The following is a 15,647-nucleotide window of genomic DNA, read 5'->3' as shown; positions in this document are numbered from 1 at the left end:
ACCCCCTTCAAATACACTGTTATTTTGGGCGCCCGCGTATTTTTTTAAAACGCCCCCGCCCCCCCCCGCGCCCGCCCCCCCCCCCGAGGGGCGGGCCCTTCCGCGTCTTCCGCGTCTTCCGCGGGCAGTCCCGCGTCCCGCCCGCTAGAGCTTCTGCACCGGCGCGTACCGCAGCAGGAGCCGCTTCGGCTTCTCGTCCCCGAAGTCGATGGTGGCCTGCGCGTCCGCGCCCGCTCCCCTGACCTCCATGACCGTGCCCAGCCCGAACTGGTCGTGCGTGACCCGGTCCCCGACCACCAGCGCGATGACCGGCTTGTCGGTGGCCCGCCGCGTCGCGAACCCCGACGGGCCCGACTTCGTACGCGACGAGGACAGGAAGGACTCCGGCGAGGTGCCGAAGGAGGTCTTCGACCCGCCCGAGCCGGAAGATCCGTACCCCGAGCCCGAGCTCCGCATCGGGCCCGCAGGCTTCTGCGCCGCGCCCGTCCGCTTCCACTGCAGGTACTCGGCCGGGATCTCCTCGAGGAACCGCGACGGCGGGTTGTAGGAGGGAGTGCCCCAGGCGCTGCGCATGCTCGACCGCGTCAGGTACAGCCGCTCGCGCGCCCGCGTGATGCCGACGTAGGCGAGGCGGCGCTCCTCCTCGAGCTCCTTGGTCTGGCCCAGCGCGCGCATGTGCGGGAAGACCCCGTCCTCCATGCCGGTCAGGAAGACCACCGGGAACTCGAGGCCCTTGGCGGTGTGCAGGGTCATCAGGGTGATGACGCCGTTGCCGTCGGTGTCCTCGTCCGGGATCTGGTCGGAGTCGGCGACCAGCGCGACCTGCTCCAGGAACTCGGAGAGGGTGCCGGGGCCGACCGGCGGGGCGCCGTTCTCGGCGGCCTCGGCCGCCGCCGCTTCCCGCGCCTGCTCGAATTCCAGTGCCACGGCGGCGAGTTCCTGAAGGTTCTCGATGCGCGTCTCGTCCTGCGGGTCGGTCGAGGCTTGGAGTTCGGCGAGGTAGCCCGTGCGCTCCAGGACCGCTTCCAGGACCACCGCCGGGCCGGCGCCCGAGTCGACGATGGTGCGGAGCTCCTCCATCAGCACGTTGAAGCGCTTGACGGCATTGGTCGAGCGGGCGGCCATGCCGAAGGCTTCGTCGACCCGGCGCAGCGCCTGCGGGAAGGTGATCTTCTCGCGCATCGCGAGCGCGTCGATCATCGCCTCGGCGCGCTCGCCGATGCCGCGCTTGGGTACGTTCAGGATCCGGCGGAGCGGGACGTTGTCCTCGGGATTCGACAGGACGCGCAGGTACGCGAGGACGTCGCGGACCTCCTTGCGCTCGTAGAACCGGACGCCGCCGACGACCTTGTAGGGCAGTCCGACGCGGATGAAGATCTCCTCGAACACGCGGGACTGCGCGTTGGTCCGGTAGAAGATCGCGACGTCGCCGGCCTTCGCGTCGCCCGCGTCCGTCAGCCGGTCGATCTCGTCGGCGATGAACTGCGCCTCGTCGTGCTCGGTGTCCGCGACGTAGCCGGTGATGACGGCGCCGCTGCCGGCCTCGGTCCACAGGTTCTTCGCGCGGCGGTTCTCGTTGCGCTCGATGACCGCGTTGGCGGCGGACAGGATCGTCTGGGTGGAGCGGTAGTTCTGCTCCAGCAGGATCGTGGTCGCGTCCGCGTAGTCCTCTTCGAACTGGAGGATGTTGCGGATGGTCGCGCCGCGGAATGCGTAGATCGACTGGTCGGCGTCACCCACCACGCACAGCTCGGCGGGCGGCAGGTCCGGGTAGCCGGTGCCGACCAGCTCGCGCACGAGCGTGTACTGGGCGTGGTTGGTGTCCTGGTACTCGTCGACCAGCACGTGCCGGAAGCGGCGCCGGTAGTGCTCCGCGACCTCCGGGAAGGCCTGGAGCAGGTGGACCGTGGTCATGATGATGTCGTCGAAGTCGAGGGCGTTGGCCTCGCGCAGCCGCCCCTGGTACATCGCGTACGCCTGGGCAAGGGTCTTCTCGAAACCGTCGGCGGCCTGCCCGGCGAAGGCGTCCTCGTCGATGAGCTCGTTCTTCAGGTTCGAGATCTTGGCGCTGAACGCCTTCGGCGGGAACTTCTTCGGGTCCAGGTCCAGGTCGCGGCAGACGAGCGCCATCAGGCGCTTCGAGTCGGCCGCGTCGTAGATCGAGAAGGAGGAGGTGAAACCGAGCCGCTTGGACTCGCGGCGCAGGATGCGCACGCACGCGCTGTGGAAGGTGGAGACCCACATGGCGTTCGCGCGCGGGCCGACCAGGCCCTCGACGCGCTCCTTCATCTCACCGGCGGCCTTGTTGGTGAAGGTGATCGCCAGGATCTGGCCGGGGTGGACCCCGCGCGCGCCCAGCAGGTGGCCGATGCGGTGCGTCAGCACGCGCGTCTTGCCGGATCCGGCGCCGGCCACGATGAGCAGCGGGGAGCCCGCGTGCACCACGGCGGCACGCTGCTCCGCATTCAGCCCTTCCAGGAGCGCCGCCGGGTCGATGACGGGCCTGGGGGCACCGTCCCGGTAGTACGCGTCCCCGTGGATGGGCGCGTCGAACCGGCCCCCGAAGAGATCGTCCGCGCCCGACTCGGGGGCGGCGTGGTCTTCGGGCGGCGGGGGGACCTCTTCGGAGGGGGAGAGGTCGGCCAGGAAGCTGTCGTCAAAGAGGCTGCTCATCGCCTTCCGAGTTTAGAGGGCGGGACCGACAGCCGGTCCCGCCCCCGGAAAATCCCCGTCCCGCCCCGGAAAATTCGGCGGCATATGCCCTGCGGACCCCTCCCGCCCCCTTCCGGGGCGCCCCCTCCGGCGCTAGCGTGCTCCGCCAACCGGAAGGAGGTGCCGGCCCGTGTACACGTACGGATTCCCCTCGTCCCACCCCTCCCCCCACCGCAAGCCGCGCACCCGAAGACATCCGAACGCCCCCACCGCGGTCGTCACGACCGCGGCCCTGTCCTCCTTAGGCCTGCTCCTCCCCCACCAGGCCGCGGCGGCGCCGGCGCCCCGCCCCTCGGTGGAGGAGGTACGGACCCGCGTGGACGAGCTGCACCGGCAGGCGGGCACGGCCACCCAGGCCTACGACGCTGCGGCCGGGCGGACCGAGGAGCAGCGGGCCCTGCTGTCGGCGCTCATGGACCAGGTGGCCGGCACCACCCAGAAGCTGAACGAGGCCCGGCGGCTGCTCGGCAGCTACGCCGCCGACCGGTACCGCGGCGCCGGCGGCCTCGGCGGGACCGCGACCCTGCTGCTCAGCGACGATCCGCAGGCCTTCTTCGCGCAGACGCACCTGCTGAACCGGCTCGGCGGCCGCGAGGACGCACTGCTCACCCAGTACACCCGGGCCAGGGCGGAGACGGCCGGCAAGCGTCGGGAGGCGGCCGCGGTGGTCACGGAACTGGAGCGGGCGCAGGAGGAACTGCGCGGGCGCAAGCAGGACGTGCAGGCCCGGCTCGGGGAGGCGAACACCCTGCTCGCGCAGCTCACCGCGCCGGAGCGGGCGCGGGCCCTGGCCCCCCGGGCCCCGGCCGCTTCGGGACCGCTGCCCGCGGACGGCGCCGCGTCGGCGGCCGGCGCCAGGGCGGTCGCCTTCGCCCGGGCCCAGCTGGGAAAACCGTACGTCTGGGGCGCGACCGGCCCGCGCTCGTACGACTGTTCCGGGCTGACCCAGGCCGCCTGGCGGGCGGCGGGGGTCACGCTGCCGCGCACCACCTGGGACCAGGTGAAGGCGGCTCCGCGGATCGCGACGAAACAGCTGCGCCCGGGGGACCTGGTCTTCTTCTATGCGGACATCAGTCACGTCGGGATCTACATCGGCGGCGGCCGCATGATCCACGCCCCGCGCCCGGGGGCGTCCGTCCGCGAGGACTCGGTCTACTACCAGCCGATCTACGGGAGCGTCCGGCCCGGGTGAGCCGACTGGCCTGCGCGGGCGGCCCGTCGGCGTGTCCGTCACTCAGCGCCATCGGGTGGGCGGGCCGTCCGGCGTGGCGCTCACCGTCCGTATCAGAGGAGTTGACTCGGCGCCCGTCAACTCACCCCTTCCGTTGGTCCGTTCGTGCAGCTCGAGTCGCCGGTTCCGCCAACCGGGCCTAGCGTCTAGCACATCGAGGAGCATTTCCTGCCTTTTGCGGACAAATAGTTCGCGGCTGCGCCTCGGGGACCCGGAGGATTCACCATGCGTTCCATACGTGTCGCGTCCGTAGCCCTGCTGTCCACCGCCGCCTTCGCGCTCGCCGCGCCGATGGCTTCGGCCAATGACGGCGGGACCACGCCCAACGTCACGTCCTTCGGCTTCACCGTCTCGCCTTCCACCGTCGCCCCCGGCGGCACCGTCACGCTGAACGCCACCGGTTGCCAGGAACCGCTGGTCAAGGTCTCCTCCGGCATCTTCGACGCGGTCGAACTCAACGAGGTCAAGCCCGCCACGGCCAAGGTGGACGCGGACGCCAAGCCGGGTGCCCAGTACGAGGTCACCTTCGACTGCAAGGGCGAGAAGGGCACGACCACCCTCACGGTCGCGGGCCACTCGACCGGCACCGGCACCGGAACGACCACCCCCTCCACTCCCTCCAAGGGCGTCAAGGCCGGTCTCGGCGGTGGCGCCGGGGGCCTGAACGGCACCGAGATCGCGGCCGGTTCCGCGCTGCTGGCCGGTGCGCTCGGTGGTGGCGTGTTCCTGATGCGCCGCCGGGCGGGCGACCAGGCCTGACCGCCGGTCCCCTGGCGGCTGGTCTCCCCGACCGCTGTTCCCCCGACCACTGTTCCCCTGACCGCTGTTCCCCTGACCGCTGTTCCCCCTGACAGCCGGGCCCGTCCGACCCGCCCCTGGCGACCGGACGGGCCCGGTCCAGTACCCGGCCCCGGAACACCCGGCACCACGGAAGGAGCGCGCATCATGCCCCGCCCCCAGGAACGTACGAAGCCCCGCGGCGGCTGGGGCGTCGTTGCCGTGGTCGCCCTCAGCGGCACGTTCCTCCTCTCCAACGGGCTCGACCTGAACGGCGGTCCGCCGCAGCCCGCGCAGGCCGCCTCCCTGGTCAGCGACCCGGCCCACGACGGGGCCGCCCGCCGCCTGCCGCCGGCCCCGCAGCCGTTGAAGCCCTCCCCGCCGACCCGGATCCGGATTCCCGCCGTACAGGTCGACGCCCCGGTCACCCGGGTCGGACTCGACGCCGAGGGCTGGGTGGACGCCCCGCCGCCGCAGGACAAGAACCTGGCCGGCTGGTACGAGGGCTCCCCCGCCCCGGGGACCCGGGGCACCACGGTGATCGACGGTCACGTGGACAACAAGCAGGGTCCGGCCGTCTTCTACACGCTCGGTTCGCTCAAGCAGGGCCAGCACATCGAGGTGGACCGACAGGACGGCCGTACCGCCGTGTTCACGGTGTACGGCATCGAGGTCGTCGGCAAGAACGACTTTCCGGCGGCGCGGGTCTACGGCCCCAAGGGCGCTCCGGAGCTCCGCGTGATCACCTGCGGCGGCGGCTTCTCGAAGAAGGGGGGCTACGACGGCAACGTGGTCGTCTTCGCCCGCCTGACAGACATCCGCGGATAGCGGACGGCCATTGACCGGCACCCGACCAGCCAGGTCCGGTTACGTACCGCCACTTTCGATCATCTCGTCATCTTCCCGTTACCTTCGGGTCTAGCGTCCTCCCCCAAGCACCGACGGAGGAAGGACGTGAGGCCCTCGTGGCCAGTCATCGAAAGCCCAGGCAGCGCCCGCTCACCAGCGGCACGGCACGGAGCACCGTACGCACCACCGCCGCCACCCTCGCCCTCGCGGGCGCTGCCACCGCCACTGCCTTCGAAGGCACCTCCCACGCCGATCCGCAGCCGACGCCCTCGCAGGTCAAGGCGGAGATGGACCGGCTCTACGAGGAGGCCGAGGCCGCGACGGACCAGTACAACGGGGCGAAGGAGAAGGCCGACGAGGCGCAGCGCGCGCTCGACGGGCTGCGGGACGCGACGGCCCGCAAGACCGACCAGCTCAACACGGCCCGCAACACGCTCGGTTCGCTGGCCGCGACGCAGTACCGCAGCGGAACGCTGGGCGCCGCCGTCCAGCTGGCGATGTCCGACGATCCGCAGGAGTACCTGGACCGGGCCGCCCTCATCACCCGTGCCGGGAACCGCAACGCGGCTGACATCTCGGCCGTGCGGCGGGGGCTCGACGAGGTCGGGAAGCTCAAGGACCAGGCCGCCGGGCGCCTCTCCGACCTGCGGGTCCGCCAGCGCGAACTCGCGGGCCACAAGGCCGAGATCGAGGAGAAGCTGACCGCCGCGCAGCGGCTGCTGGCCAAGCTGACGGCCGAGGAGCGGGCGGCCTACGAGGCCCGCTCGGCCGGCCCCGCCCCTGCCGGCCCCGCCGCCCAGGCTCCGCCGCCCTCCGACGGCTCCCGCGCTGCCCGCGCGGTGGCGTTCGCGTACGGGGCGATCGGCAAGCCGTACGTGTGGGGCGCGACGGGCCCGGGCTCCTTCGACTGCTCCGGTCTGACGCAGGCGGCCTGGCGCGCGGCCGGGGTCGCGCTGCCGCGGACCACCTACACCCAGATCAATGCGGGACAGCGGGTCTCCCGCGATGCGCTGGCCCCCGGTGACCTGGTGTTCTTCTACTCCGGCGTCACGCACGTCGGCATGTACATCGGCAACGGCCAGATGATCCACGCCCCGCGCCCCGGCTCCACGGTCCGCGTCGCGCCGGTGGACTCGATGCCGTGGGCCGGAGCCTCGCGGCCCGCCTGACCGGGTCCGGACGACCGGGGCGCGGCCGACCGCGGATCAGGCGACCGCGGCTCAGGCGACCGCGGCTCAGATCAGTCGGCGGGCCGTCGCCCAGCGGGTCAGCTCGTGGCGGTTGGAGAGCTGGAGCTTGCGCAGCACCGCCGAGACGTGGGATTCCACCGTCTTGACCGAGATGAACAGCTGCTTGGCGATCTCCTTGTACGCGTACCCGCGCGCGATCAGCCGCAGCACCTCGCGCTCGCGCTGGGTGAGGCGGTCCAGGTCTTCGTCGATCGGCGGGGCGTCCGTCGAGGCGAAGGCGTCGAGCACGAAGCCCGCCAGCCGCGGCGAGAACACCGCGTCCCCGTCCTGGACGCGGAAGACGGAGTCCACCAGATCGGTGCCGGTGATCGTCTTGGTGACGTAGCCGCGGGCGCCGCCCCGGATGACCCCGATGACGTCCTCGGCGGCGTCCGACACCGACAGGGCCAGGAACCGCACCGGGTCCTCGGCGGCGCCCATCAGCGGGGCGCAGCGGCGCAGTACCTCGACGCCGCCGCCACCGGGCAGGTGCACGTCGAGGAGCACCACCTCGGGGCGGGTGGCGGTGATGACGGTGACGGCCTGGTCCACGTCGGCGGCCTCGCCGACGACCTCGACCCCGGTCCGCTCGGTCTCGCCGATCTCGGCCTGCACCCCGGTGCGGAACATCCGGTGGTCGTCGACGAGCACCACCCGGACCCTCCTGGTCACGCCGCCGGTGCTCGCGCTGTCCTCGGTCATGCTGCCTTCGCCGCCCTCTCCATCTCCAGCTCGACTTCCGTGCCGCCGTCCGGCGCGGACCGCAGTCGCGCGGTCCCGCCGTTGCGCTGCATCCGGCCGATGATCGATTCTCGTACGCCCATGCGGTCGTCCGGTACCGCGTCGATGTCGAAGCCGGGTCCGCGGTCCCGTACGGACACGAACACCGTCTGGCCCTCCACCTCGGCGTACACCTGGACGGGGCCGCCGTCGCCACCGTACTTGGCGGCATTGACCATCGCCTCGCGCGCGGCCTGCATCTGTGCGGCCAGCTTCTCGTCGAGGGGGCAGTCGCCGACGACGACCACCTCGATCTGGACCCCGTGGTGGTCCTCCACCTCGGCGGCGGTCTTCTTCACGGCCTCGGCCAGCGTCGTCGGCTCCTCACCCTCGTCCTTGCCGGTGCCCTCGGGCTTGTACAGCCAGTTGCGCAGCTCCCGCTCCTGGGCCCGGGCGAGGCGGCGCACCTCCCCGACGTCCTCGGCGTTGCGCTGGATCAGGGTGAGGGTGTGCAGCACGGAGTCGTGGACGTGGGCGGCCACCTCGGCGCGCTCCTGGGCGCGGATGCGCATCAGGCGCTCCTCGGAGAGGTCCTGGGTCATCCGGATCAGCCAGGGTCCCGCCAGGAGGGCGACGCCGACGAGGACGGCGAGCGTGGCGGTCAGTACGTTGCCGAGCTGGGCGGCGGAGCCGCGGACCACGATGAAGACGGTCAGGCCCACGCCGACCAGGGCGACGCCGGCGAGCGCGCGGGCGGCCTGCAGCAGCCGGGCGTGCCGGCCGGCGGCGGCGTTCCAGTGGGCGCGGCGGGCGTTGTCGGCCTGGCGCCAGACGAGGACCACGCCGGCTCCGACGAGCAGGGTCGGCCACACGTACCGCCCGGAGCTGCCGCCGACCTGGACCTGGGAGATGAAGATGCCCGCGCCGACGCACAGCGCGATGAGCGCGATGATCTGGCCCCGCTCGGGCTTGCGCAGCCGCCGGGTGCCGTCGGGGAGGGTGTCGAAGTAGGAGCGGTGGCCGCTGCGGCCGCCGACGCCGAGCGGTACGAAGACCCAGAACGCGGCATAGAGCAGCACGCCGAGGCCGTCGCCCCACATGAACAGTCCGAGGAAGGTGAGCCGGACCCAGACGACGGGCAGGCCCAGGTGCCCGGCGAGGCCGCGCGCGACTCCGCCGAGCATCCGGCCGTCGGCGCTGCGGTAGAGCTTGCGCTGCGGCGTCTCGTCGGAGTCCGGTGCGTACGGCGTGCGGGGGGCGGCTGCTACGGGCATGTCACCGATGGTCACACGCTCGCGGCGCCCGTGACATCAGGGCAGCCCCCCAGTTCTCTCGGGGGGATATCAGGGTTGCGCCAGGGTAGATCCGGATGCCCGCGGCGCCGGCGGACCGTCACCATGTACGCATGACCGAAGTACACGATTCCCCGCCGCCGGACGCAGGAGCCGGCTCGAGCGCGGCCGGCCCGGGTGCCGGCTCCGCTTCGCCGCTCGTCGAGCGGCCTCCGCTGCGCCGCGGCAAGCGCGACAAGGTGCTCGCGGGCGTGTGCAGCGGCCTGGGCCGGTACTTCGATCTCGACCCGGTGATATTCCGGATCGTGCTCGGCGTCCTCGCCGTCACCGGCGGCGTCGGTCTGATCTTCTACGGCTTCGCGTGGCTGCTGCTGCCCCAGGAGGGCGAGGAGGACAGCGAGGCGAAGAAGCTGCTGACCGGCCGGGTCGAAGGTTCGACGCTGGCGGCGGTCTTCGCCGCGCTGGTGGGCTGCGCCCTGTTCCTGTCGATGCTGGACAACGGCGGGCTGGCGGTCTTCTCCGTCCTGGCCGTGCTGGCGCTGGGCGGCGCGGCGTACTGGTCGCAGCGCCGGCGGAGCGGGCCCGGCGGACGGCTCCAGCCGGAGAAGGAGGAGCAGGCCGCCGCGGGCGCGGAGTTCGTGTACCCGGCGGCGACCCGCACCGGGCACCGCACCGCGCACAGTCCGGCGCCGCCCGAGACCCAGGCGCCGCCCGTGCCCGGCGGCCCGTCCTGGTGGCGGGATCCGCTGGTCAAGGACGGCACCACGGGGCCGGTCGGCTCGACGGGGTACCTGTGGGGCCCCGAGGACTCGGCCGAGGTCGTCCCGGGCAGCGGCCCGGCCACGGCTGCGCCGTCCGGGGAACGCACCCCCGGGGAGCGCCCCGGCGGCATCGGCGGCCGGGTGTTCGTACTGGCCGCGCTGGCCGGGAGCACGGCCACCGCCGCGGTCTGGGAAGGCAGCACCCTGAGCCACGCCCTGCAGGTCGGCTGCGCCGCCGCCCTCGCCGTCTTCGGCCTCGGGCTCGCGGTGAGCTCGGTGAAGGGCCGCACCGGTTTCGGCACGGTGCTGCTCTCGGTGATCACGGCCGTCCTGCTGGCCGGGTCGGTCGCGCTGCCCAAGGACATCAGTACCGACTGGCGCGTCGTGGACTGGCATCCGACCGCGGTGGCCGAGGTGGAGCCGGTGTACGAGGCGGGGACCGGGCTCGCCACCTTGGACCTCAGCCACGTGGACGTGCCCAAGGGCACCACCGTGCCCGTCCGTGCCTCCATCGACGCGGGCCGACTGCGGGTGATCCTCCCGAGGGAGGTCACCGCGAAGACGGAGGCGACGATCAGGCTGGGCGACATCCAGATGCCGGGCGACACCGGCGAGGACGTACGGGTGCGCAACCGCACCGAGACCCGGACGGCGACCCTGCCCCCCGACTCGGGCACCAAGGCCGGCGGCACGATCGAGCTGCACCTCAGCGCAGGTGTGGGACAGGTGGAGGTGGCCCGTGCGGCGTCATGAGTTCCAGCCGGGACGGCTGATCGCGGGACTGGTCCTGATGGCGGCCGGGGTGCTCTATCTCCTCGGCGCGGCGGGCGAGGCCGATCCACCCTGGTTCTTCGTCCTCATGATGACCGCGGGCGGTCTCGCCTTCGCCGCCGTCGCCGGGCTGGTGACCTACGCCGTGCGCCGCGACCGGCGCGAGCGGATCAGCGAGTCCAGCGACAGGTAGGGCGCCCCGGCGAGGACCAGCGGGGTCCAGGCCATCAGGTAGATCAGGTCGTTGCCGTAGTAGTAGGGGGTCACCGCCCAGGACACGGTGAGCCACAGGCTGAGCGAGATCAGGGCCCCGCCGACGGACGCGATCCGGGTCAGCAGTCCGGCCAGGACCCCCAGGCCGACCAGGAGTTCCCCGATGGCCAGGGCCACGGCGAAGCCGACGGGCGCCTTCAGGGCCAGGTCCACCATGGCCGGGATCGCCGAGGTGTCGCGCACCCCGTTCATCAGCTCGCCGATGGAGCCGCTGCCGGTGGCGGACAGGAACGCCGAGTCGGTCAGCTTGTCCAGGCCTGCGTAGACGAAGGTCACGCCGAGGAAGATCCGCAGGGGCAGGAGCGCGTGGCGGGCGGCGAGCTCGCGCAGGCCGCTCGGTCCGGTGGATGCGTCAGGGGCGCCGGGGGGGACGTCAGTTCGGGTCACGCGCTATGTGTACCCGCTTCACTCCGCCACGTCGATGGTGCACCGGTTGGATTCCACCCCCGCGGCGGTGACGACCTGGATCTCGATCCGCCCCGGCTCCACTTCCGCCGGGACCGGCACGGTCAGCACGGCGTCGGACGGATTGGTGAAGCCGCCCGCCACCGGGACCAGCGGTACGTGCACATGGACCGCGCCCACTCGGACCACCAGCTGGGCCAGCATCTCCGGCGTCTGCGCCCCCGGCGGGACGAAGCCCACTCCGCGGATCTCGATGTCGTCCCCGGGGCGGATCGCCGCGTCCAGATCCCCGGGCTCGCGTCTGCGCACCACCGACAGGACGAGAGGGCGGCTGCCCTCGGCGTACTTCGCCGCCAGGTACACGGCCGCCGACAGCGCCACCAGCAGAGCCAGCGCCCACGGCAGGGCCGGCAGCCGGTCCGGGAACCGGGCCAGCGAGACCCCCGCGAAGCCCAGCACCACCGCGGAGACCAGCACGTACTGGGCGTCCGGGAAGGAGCCCCGGCCCGCGTCGTCCGTCAGCAGGTCCGCCCCGGACGGGCGGTCAGCCGGCAGCTTCTGCAACCGCTGCCCCATGATCCGTACGGAGACCACCCGGCGCACCAGCACCGCGACCCCCGAGGTCAGCCCGAGCACCGCCAGTAGCGGCAGCGCCCGGTCGAGCGCGAAACCCTCGTACAGCGCCTGGCGCTCGGGTCCCGGTGAGGAGGCGGCCAGCCGCAGCGCGGGCAGCAGCGTCGCGAAGGCGGTGAGCACCAGCCAGGCGCTCGGCACCGCCTTCGAGGTGGACAGCCGGTTGTCCTCACCGACCAGCGGGGCCAGCAGACCGCCCCGGAACGTCTGCGCGCGGGCCGCCACCGTCAGCAGGGCGGCCAGCACGAGGGCGGCCAGCAGCCCGGCGGTGCGCGCCGTGGACCAGCCGGTGCCGAGCGCGGTGCCGACCTGGACCAGGAGCAGCACCCCCGCGGCGATCCACACGGCGAGGACGGCCCGCCGGGAGAACAGGTAGAGCCAGGAATTGCCCGCCTCCCGGCCCCGGTCGGCGACCGTCCGGGCCGACAGGGTCAGCTCGTCGGAGACCCACTGGCGGGAGGCCCCGAGGGAGTGGGCCACGGCGGCCGGAACCCCCTGCCCGGAGGCGAACTCGTCGCGCTTCGCCAGGAACGCTGCGACCGCGCGGCGGTGCCCCTCTCGTGTGCAGTCCTCGCAGGCACAGGCTGCGGTATGGGTGCTTCTGGACATCTCTTGGACAGCCACGAACGTGCCGCCTCTCTGAACTACGGTGCAATGCCAGCGAATTGTGCACCACTGCGGCAGTGTTCCGGATTGCGCACGATGTCAGAGCAGGTGATTAACCGTTCATGATGTTGACGGACCCGCTCCAGCGGTCTCCAGCAGCGGCTGGCAGTTGGCCCAGGCCGCCAGGTCCGACCCGAACCGTTCCCGGGTCGCGATCGCACTGTGGTGGCTGATGAGCACCGCTTTTCCGGCCGCCCGTGCGATCAACTGCACCTGTGCGGCCCGCTCCGCCGCGATGAACCACCACGCGGCGGCCTCCACCGAGTCGCCGACCGTCAGCAGCCCGAGGTTCCGCAGCACCAGCGCCTTGTAGGGGCCGAGCGCACCCGCGATCCGCTCGGCGTCCCCGGAGCCCGCAGCCCCGCCGCCCAAGGCCCCGCCGCCCAAAAACTCGTCGAGCAGCGCGTGGTCCTCGTAGAAGGCGCAGGCCTCCTGGGTGACGGGGGCGAGCAGTTCGCCGAGCGCGGCGAGCGCCCTGCCGTACGGGGCCTGCGTGCGGACGACGGCCACCACGGCGGGCCGGGCCCGGTGGACGGCCGCGTGCACGGCGAAGGCCAGCTGGTTGACCCTGCGCTCCCCCTGGCGGACCCGCCCTTCGCCGTCGACCAGCAGCAGATCGTCGGGGCCGATCGCGCCGAAGGCCCGGCCGAAGGGGTTCACCCAGTAGCAGTCCTCGAACTCCGGGTCCCGGGCGCTGACGTGCCCGCCCACCCCGTCCTCGTACCCGAGCCTCCCCAGCAGCCGCAGCACCCCGGCGAGCCGCTCCTTGCGGTGCGCGCGCTCCTCCCCGGGGGTGGCGAACACCGGCGGCATCTCGAAGCCCAGCCGCTCGACGGGCACGGGTGCGGGTGCGGATGCGGGTGCGAGTCGCTCGGTCATGGCCCCTCCTTCAAGGTCGCGGCGCAAAGTACCGGCGACCGGCCGAAGAGGCCATACACGCGGCGAGGCCGCCGCTCCCTGCGCGGGAGCGGCGGCCTCGTCACCTACGGCCGGGCGGGTGGGACTACTCCCACTCGATGGTGCCCGGGGGCTTGCTCGTGCAGTCCAGGACGACGCGGTTGACGTCCGGCACCTCGTTGGTGATGCGGGTGGAGATCCGCGCGAGCACCTCGTACGGCATGCGCGTCCAGTCCGCGGTCATCGCGTCCTCGGAGGAGACGGGGCGCAGCACGATCGGGTGGCCGTACGTACGGCCGTCACCCTGGACGCCGACGCTGCGGACATCGGCCAGCAGGACGACCGGGCACTGCCAGATCTCGCGGTCCAGGCCGGCTGCCGTGAGCTCGTGGCGGGCGATGGCGTCGGCCTCGCGGAGCAGGTCCAGGCGCTCCTTGGTGACCTCGCCGACGATGCGGATGCCGAGGCCGGGGCCGGGGAACGGCTGGCGCTGGACGATCTCGGCGGGCAGGCCGAGCTCCTGGCCGACCATCCGGACCTCGTCCTTGAACAGCTGGCGCAGCGGCTCGACGAGCTCGAACTCGATGTCCTCGGGGAGCCCGCCCACGTTGTGGTGGGACTTGATGTTGGCGGTGCCGGTGCCGCCGCCGGACTCGACGACGTCCGGGTACAGGGTGCCCTGGACCAGGAAGGCCACCGCCGGGCCGTCCTCCTGGAGGATCTCCAGCTGGGCCTGCTCGAAGACGCGGATGAACTCGCGGCCGATGATCTTGCGCTTGGTCTCCGGGTCGGAGACGCCGGCCAGCGCGTTCAGGAAGCGCTCCTGCGCGTCGACGACCTTCAGCTGCACGCCGGTGGCGGCGACGAAGTCCTTCTCGACCTGCTCGGTCTCGCCCTTGCGCATCAGACCGTGGTCCACGTACACGCAGGTGAGCTGCGAGCCGATGGCCTTCTGTACGAGGGCCGCGGCGACCGCGGAGTCCACGCCGCCGGACAGGCCGCAGATGGCGCGCTTGTCGCCGACCTGCTCGCGGATGAGGGCGACCTGCTCCTCGACGATGTTGCCGGGGGTCCAGGTGGGCTGCAGGCCCGCACCGCGGTAGAGGAAGTGCTCCAGGATCTGCTGGCCGTGCGTGGAGTGCATCACCTCGGGGTGGTACTGCACGCCGTAGAGCTTCTTCTCGTCGTTCTCGAAGGCCGCGACCGGGACGACGTCGGTCGACGCGGTGACGGTGAAGCCCTCGGGAGCGGCGGAGCAGGCGTCGCCGTGGGACATCCACACCGACTGGTTCTCGGGGGTGCCCTCGAAGAGGGTGGATCCGGCCTTGGAGACGGCCAGCGGGGTGCGGCCGTACTCGCGCGAGCCGGTGTTGTCGACGGTGCCGCCGAGGGTGACCGCCATGAGCTGGAAGCCGTAGCACATGCCGAAGACGGGGACGCCGGCCTCGAAGATCGCGCCGTCGAGCTGGGGGGCGCCCTCCTCGTAGACGGAGGACGGGCCGCCGGACAGGATGATCGCCTTCGGGTTCTTGGCGAGCATCTCGGCCACGGGCATCGTGCTGGGCACGACCTCGGAGTAGACCCGTGCCTCGCGGACGCGGCGGGCGATCAGCTGCGCGTACTGGGCGCCGAAGTCGACGACGAGAACCGTGTCCGGGGCGCTGTCGTGGGTGGCGAAGGTGGCTTCTGGCACGGGGCAGGCCTTCCGGCGGAAAGAGGGGGTTGTTTTGTCGATTCTAACGGGGGACGGATACCCCTCTTCGTCTCACCGTCCGAACCGGCTTGGCACGGAGCGGGACAGAGGGCCATAATCCCTCCATGCGCAAGCAGCTGAGCTTCCTCTTTACCTATGGCACCGGCCGGTCCGGTCGCCATGGGTCATCGTGATGCTCGCTTGAGCCACTGACTTCCCAGAGCGCCCCGGTCCGACAGGACCGGGGCGCTCTGGCGTTCCCGCTCCGGTCGGACCCCACCGACAGGAGACCGACCATGAGCACGACCACGATCACCGCCGCGTCCGCCGCGTCCGCCGCCGCCACCATCACCCCCGAGCAGCTGATCGCCGGCTCCCGCGAGCGGATCGACGCCATCGACGACCGGATCATCGGCCTGATCCAAGAACGGATGGCCGTCTCGACCGTCATCCAGGAGGCCCGGATCGGCTCGGGCGGGCGCCGGGTGCACCTGTCGCGGGAGATGGAGGTCCTGAGTCACTGGAGCGACGCCCTCGGCAAGCCCGGCACCACGCTCGCGATGACCTTGCTGGAGCTGTGCCGCGGCCGGGTCTGAGGCCCGCGGGGGCGCCCGTGACGCCTGTTCGTCACCCGTCCGGACCGTGACCGCCCCCACGGCCCTTCGTTGATGCGGGTGACCGTGCCAGCCAGGTGCGGACCGCAGCACCACGCGTGGCTCCGCTGGAGCGATGAGACGC

At 72.3% G+C, this 15,647-nt stretch carries 14 protein-coding genes; 7 read left to right on the top strand and 7 right to left on the bottom strand.

Annotation, left to right across the window (positions count from 1 at the left end):
* Nucleotides 1-144: 144 nt before the first annotated feature.
* A complete protein-coding gene (gene pcrA, locus ACFVX6_RS23960) occupies nucleotides 145-2,673 on the bottom strand; it encodes a DNA helicase PcrA (RefSeq protein WP_389694582.1) in 2,529 nt (842 codons plus the stop codon).
* 169 nt (nucleotides 2,674-2,842) lie between these two features.
* Between pcrA and ACFVX6_RS23955 the strand changes: the two genes are divergently transcribed.
* The 4 genes from ACFVX6_RS23955 (at nucleotide 2,843) to ACFVX6_RS23940 (ending at nucleotide 6,738) form a co-directional block, all read left to right on the top strand.
* On the top strand, nucleotides 2,843-3,904 hold the full coding sequence (locus ACFVX6_RS23955) for an NlpC/P60 family protein (RefSeq protein ID WP_389694580.1): 1,062 nt from the start codon (nucleotides 2,843-2,845) through the stop codon (nucleotides 3,902-3,904).
* Nucleotides 3,905-4,168: 264 nt separating this feature from the next.
* Complete coding sequence (locus tag ACFVX6_RS23950; RefSeq protein ID WP_389694578.1) at nucleotides 4,169-4,702, top strand: hypothetical protein; 534 nt, start codon at nucleotides 4,169-4,171, stop codon at nucleotides 4,700-4,702.
* Between the two features lie 186 nt (nucleotides 4,703-4,888).
* Nucleotides 4,889-5,548, top strand: coding sequence for a class F sortase (locus ACFVX6_RS23945; RefSeq protein WP_389694576.1), 660 nt, complete (start codon nucleotides 4,889-4,891; stop codon nucleotides 5,546-5,548).
* 137 nt (nucleotides 5,549-5,685) lie between these two features.
* The gene (locus ACFVX6_RS23940; RefSeq protein WP_389694574.1) at nucleotides 5,686-6,738 is read left to right on the top strand and encodes an NlpC/P60 family protein; all 1,053 of its coding nucleotides are present in this window, start codon (nucleotides 5,686-5,688) and stop codon (nucleotides 6,736-6,738) included.
* 66 nt (nucleotides 6,739-6,804) lie between these two features.
* Here the strand turns inward: ACFVX6_RS23940 and ACFVX6_RS23935 are convergent, their stop codons facing one another.
* Together ACFVX6_RS23935 and ACFVX6_RS23930 are read right to left on the bottom strand one after the other, a co-directional pair.
* Nucleotides 6,805-7,500, bottom strand: coding sequence for a LuxR C-terminal-related transcriptional regulator (locus ACFVX6_RS23935; protein WP_389694572.1), 696 nt, complete (start codon nucleotides 7,498-7,500; stop codon nucleotides 6,805-6,807).
* Nucleotides 7,497-8,792: a PspC domain-containing protein gene (locus tag ACFVX6_RS23930; protein ID WP_389694570.1), complete on the bottom strand. Its 1,296-nt coding sequence runs from the start codon at nucleotides 8,790-8,792 to the stop codon at nucleotides 7,497-7,499. Before ACFVX6_RS23930 ends, ACFVX6_RS23935 begins: the two co-directional genes overlap by 4 nt.
* A 131-nt stretch (nucleotides 8,793-8,923) precedes the next feature.
* Between ACFVX6_RS23930 and ACFVX6_RS23925 the strand changes: the two genes are divergently transcribed.
* Nucleotides 8,924-10,324, top strand: a complete 1,401-nt coding sequence (locus tag ACFVX6_RS23925) for a PspC domain-containing protein (protein WP_389694568.1) — start codon at nucleotides 8,924-8,926, stop codon at nucleotides 10,322-10,324.
* On the top strand, nucleotides 10,311-10,535 hold the full coding sequence (locus ACFVX6_RS23920) for a hypothetical protein (protein WP_388503270.1): 225 nt from the start codon (nucleotides 10,311-10,313) through the stop codon (nucleotides 10,533-10,535). Before ACFVX6_RS23925 ends, ACFVX6_RS23920 begins: the two co-directional genes overlap by 14 nt.
* On the opposite strand, the gene ACFVX6_RS23915 is transcribed toward ACFVX6_RS23920, so the two are convergent.
* From ACFVX6_RS23915 to guaA, 4 genes are all read right to left on the bottom strand, one after another.
* The gene (locus ACFVX6_RS23915; RefSeq protein WP_389694565.1) at nucleotides 10,481-11,002 is read right to left on the bottom strand and encodes a DoxX family protein; all 522 of its coding nucleotides are present in this window, start codon (nucleotides 11,000-11,002) and stop codon (nucleotides 10,481-10,483) included. The two genes, ACFVX6_RS23920 and ACFVX6_RS23915, sit on opposite strands and share 55 nt — an antisense overlap.
* A gap of 18 nt (nucleotides 11,003-11,020) precedes the next feature.
* Complete coding sequence (locus ACFVX6_RS23910) at nucleotides 11,021-12,277, bottom strand: hypothetical protein (RefSeq protein ID WP_389694563.1); 1,257 nt, start codon at nucleotides 12,275-12,277, stop codon at nucleotides 11,021-11,023.
* Between the two features lie 102 nt (nucleotides 12,278-12,379).
* Nucleotides 12,380-13,198: a class II aldolase/adducin family protein gene (locus ACFVX6_RS23905; RefSeq protein ID WP_389694561.1), complete on the bottom strand. Its 819-nt coding sequence runs from the start codon at nucleotides 13,196-13,198 to the stop codon at nucleotides 12,380-12,382.
* A 124-nt stretch (nucleotides 13,199-13,322) separates the two neighbouring features.
* Complete coding sequence (guaA, locus tag ACFVX6_RS23900) at nucleotides 13,323-14,909, bottom strand: glutamine-hydrolyzing GMP synthase (RefSeq protein ID WP_250744099.1); 1,587 nt, start codon at nucleotides 14,907-14,909, stop codon at nucleotides 13,323-13,325.
* A 296-nt stretch (nucleotides 14,910-15,205) separates the two neighbouring features.
* Here guaA and ACFVX6_RS23895 point away from each other — a divergent pair, with 296 nt between their 5' ends.
* Nucleotides 15,206-15,505 (top strand): chorismate mutase, encoded by a 300-nt coding sequence (locus tag ACFVX6_RS23895; protein WP_389694559.1) that lies wholly within the window; start codon nucleotides 15,206-15,208, stop codon nucleotides 15,503-15,505.
* Nucleotides 15,506-15,647: the final 142 nt, after the last annotated feature.

The sequence above is a fragment of the Streptomyces sp. NPDC058289 genome, from assembly GCF_042880975.1.
GTDB lineage: Bacteria > Actinomycetota > Actinomycetes > Streptomycetales > Streptomycetaceae > Streptomyces > Streptomyces stoeckheimensis.
Note: the sequence above shows the minus strand (reverse complement) of the source record. Positions and strands in the feature narration are given on the sequence as shown.

Coding starts and splice junctions, on each gene's coding strand:
- pcrA (WP_389694582.1), bottom strand. CDS start 2,673: ATGAGCAGCCTCTTTGACGACAGCTTCCTGGCCGACCTCTCCCCCTCC.
- ACFVX6_RS23925 (WP_389694568.1), top strand. CDS start 8,924: ATGACCGAAGTACACGATTCCCCGCCGCCGGACGCAGGAGCCGGCTCG.
- ACFVX6_RS23930 (WP_389694570.1), bottom strand. CDS start 8,792: ATGCCCGTAGCAGCCGCCCCCCGCACGCCGTACGCACCGGACTCCGAC.
- ACFVX6_RS23935 (WP_389694572.1), bottom strand. CDS start 7,500: ATGACCGAGGACAGCGCGAGCACCGGCGGCGTGACCAGGAGGGTCCGG.
- ACFVX6_RS23945 (WP_389694576.1), top strand. CDS start 4,889: ATGCCCCGCCCCCAGGAACGTACGAAGCCCCGCGGCGGCTGGGGCGTC.
- ACFVX6_RS23905 (WP_389694561.1), bottom strand. CDS start 13,198: ATGACCGAGCGACTCGCACCCGCATCCGCACCCGCACCCGTGCCCGTC.
- ACFVX6_RS23895 (WP_389694559.1), top strand. CDS start 15,206: ATGAGCACGACCACGATCACCGCCGCGTCCGCCGCGTCCGCCGCCGCC.
- ACFVX6_RS23950 (WP_389694578.1), top strand. CDS start 4,169: ATGCGTTCCATACGTGTCGCGTCCGTAGCCCTGCTGTCCACCGCCGCC.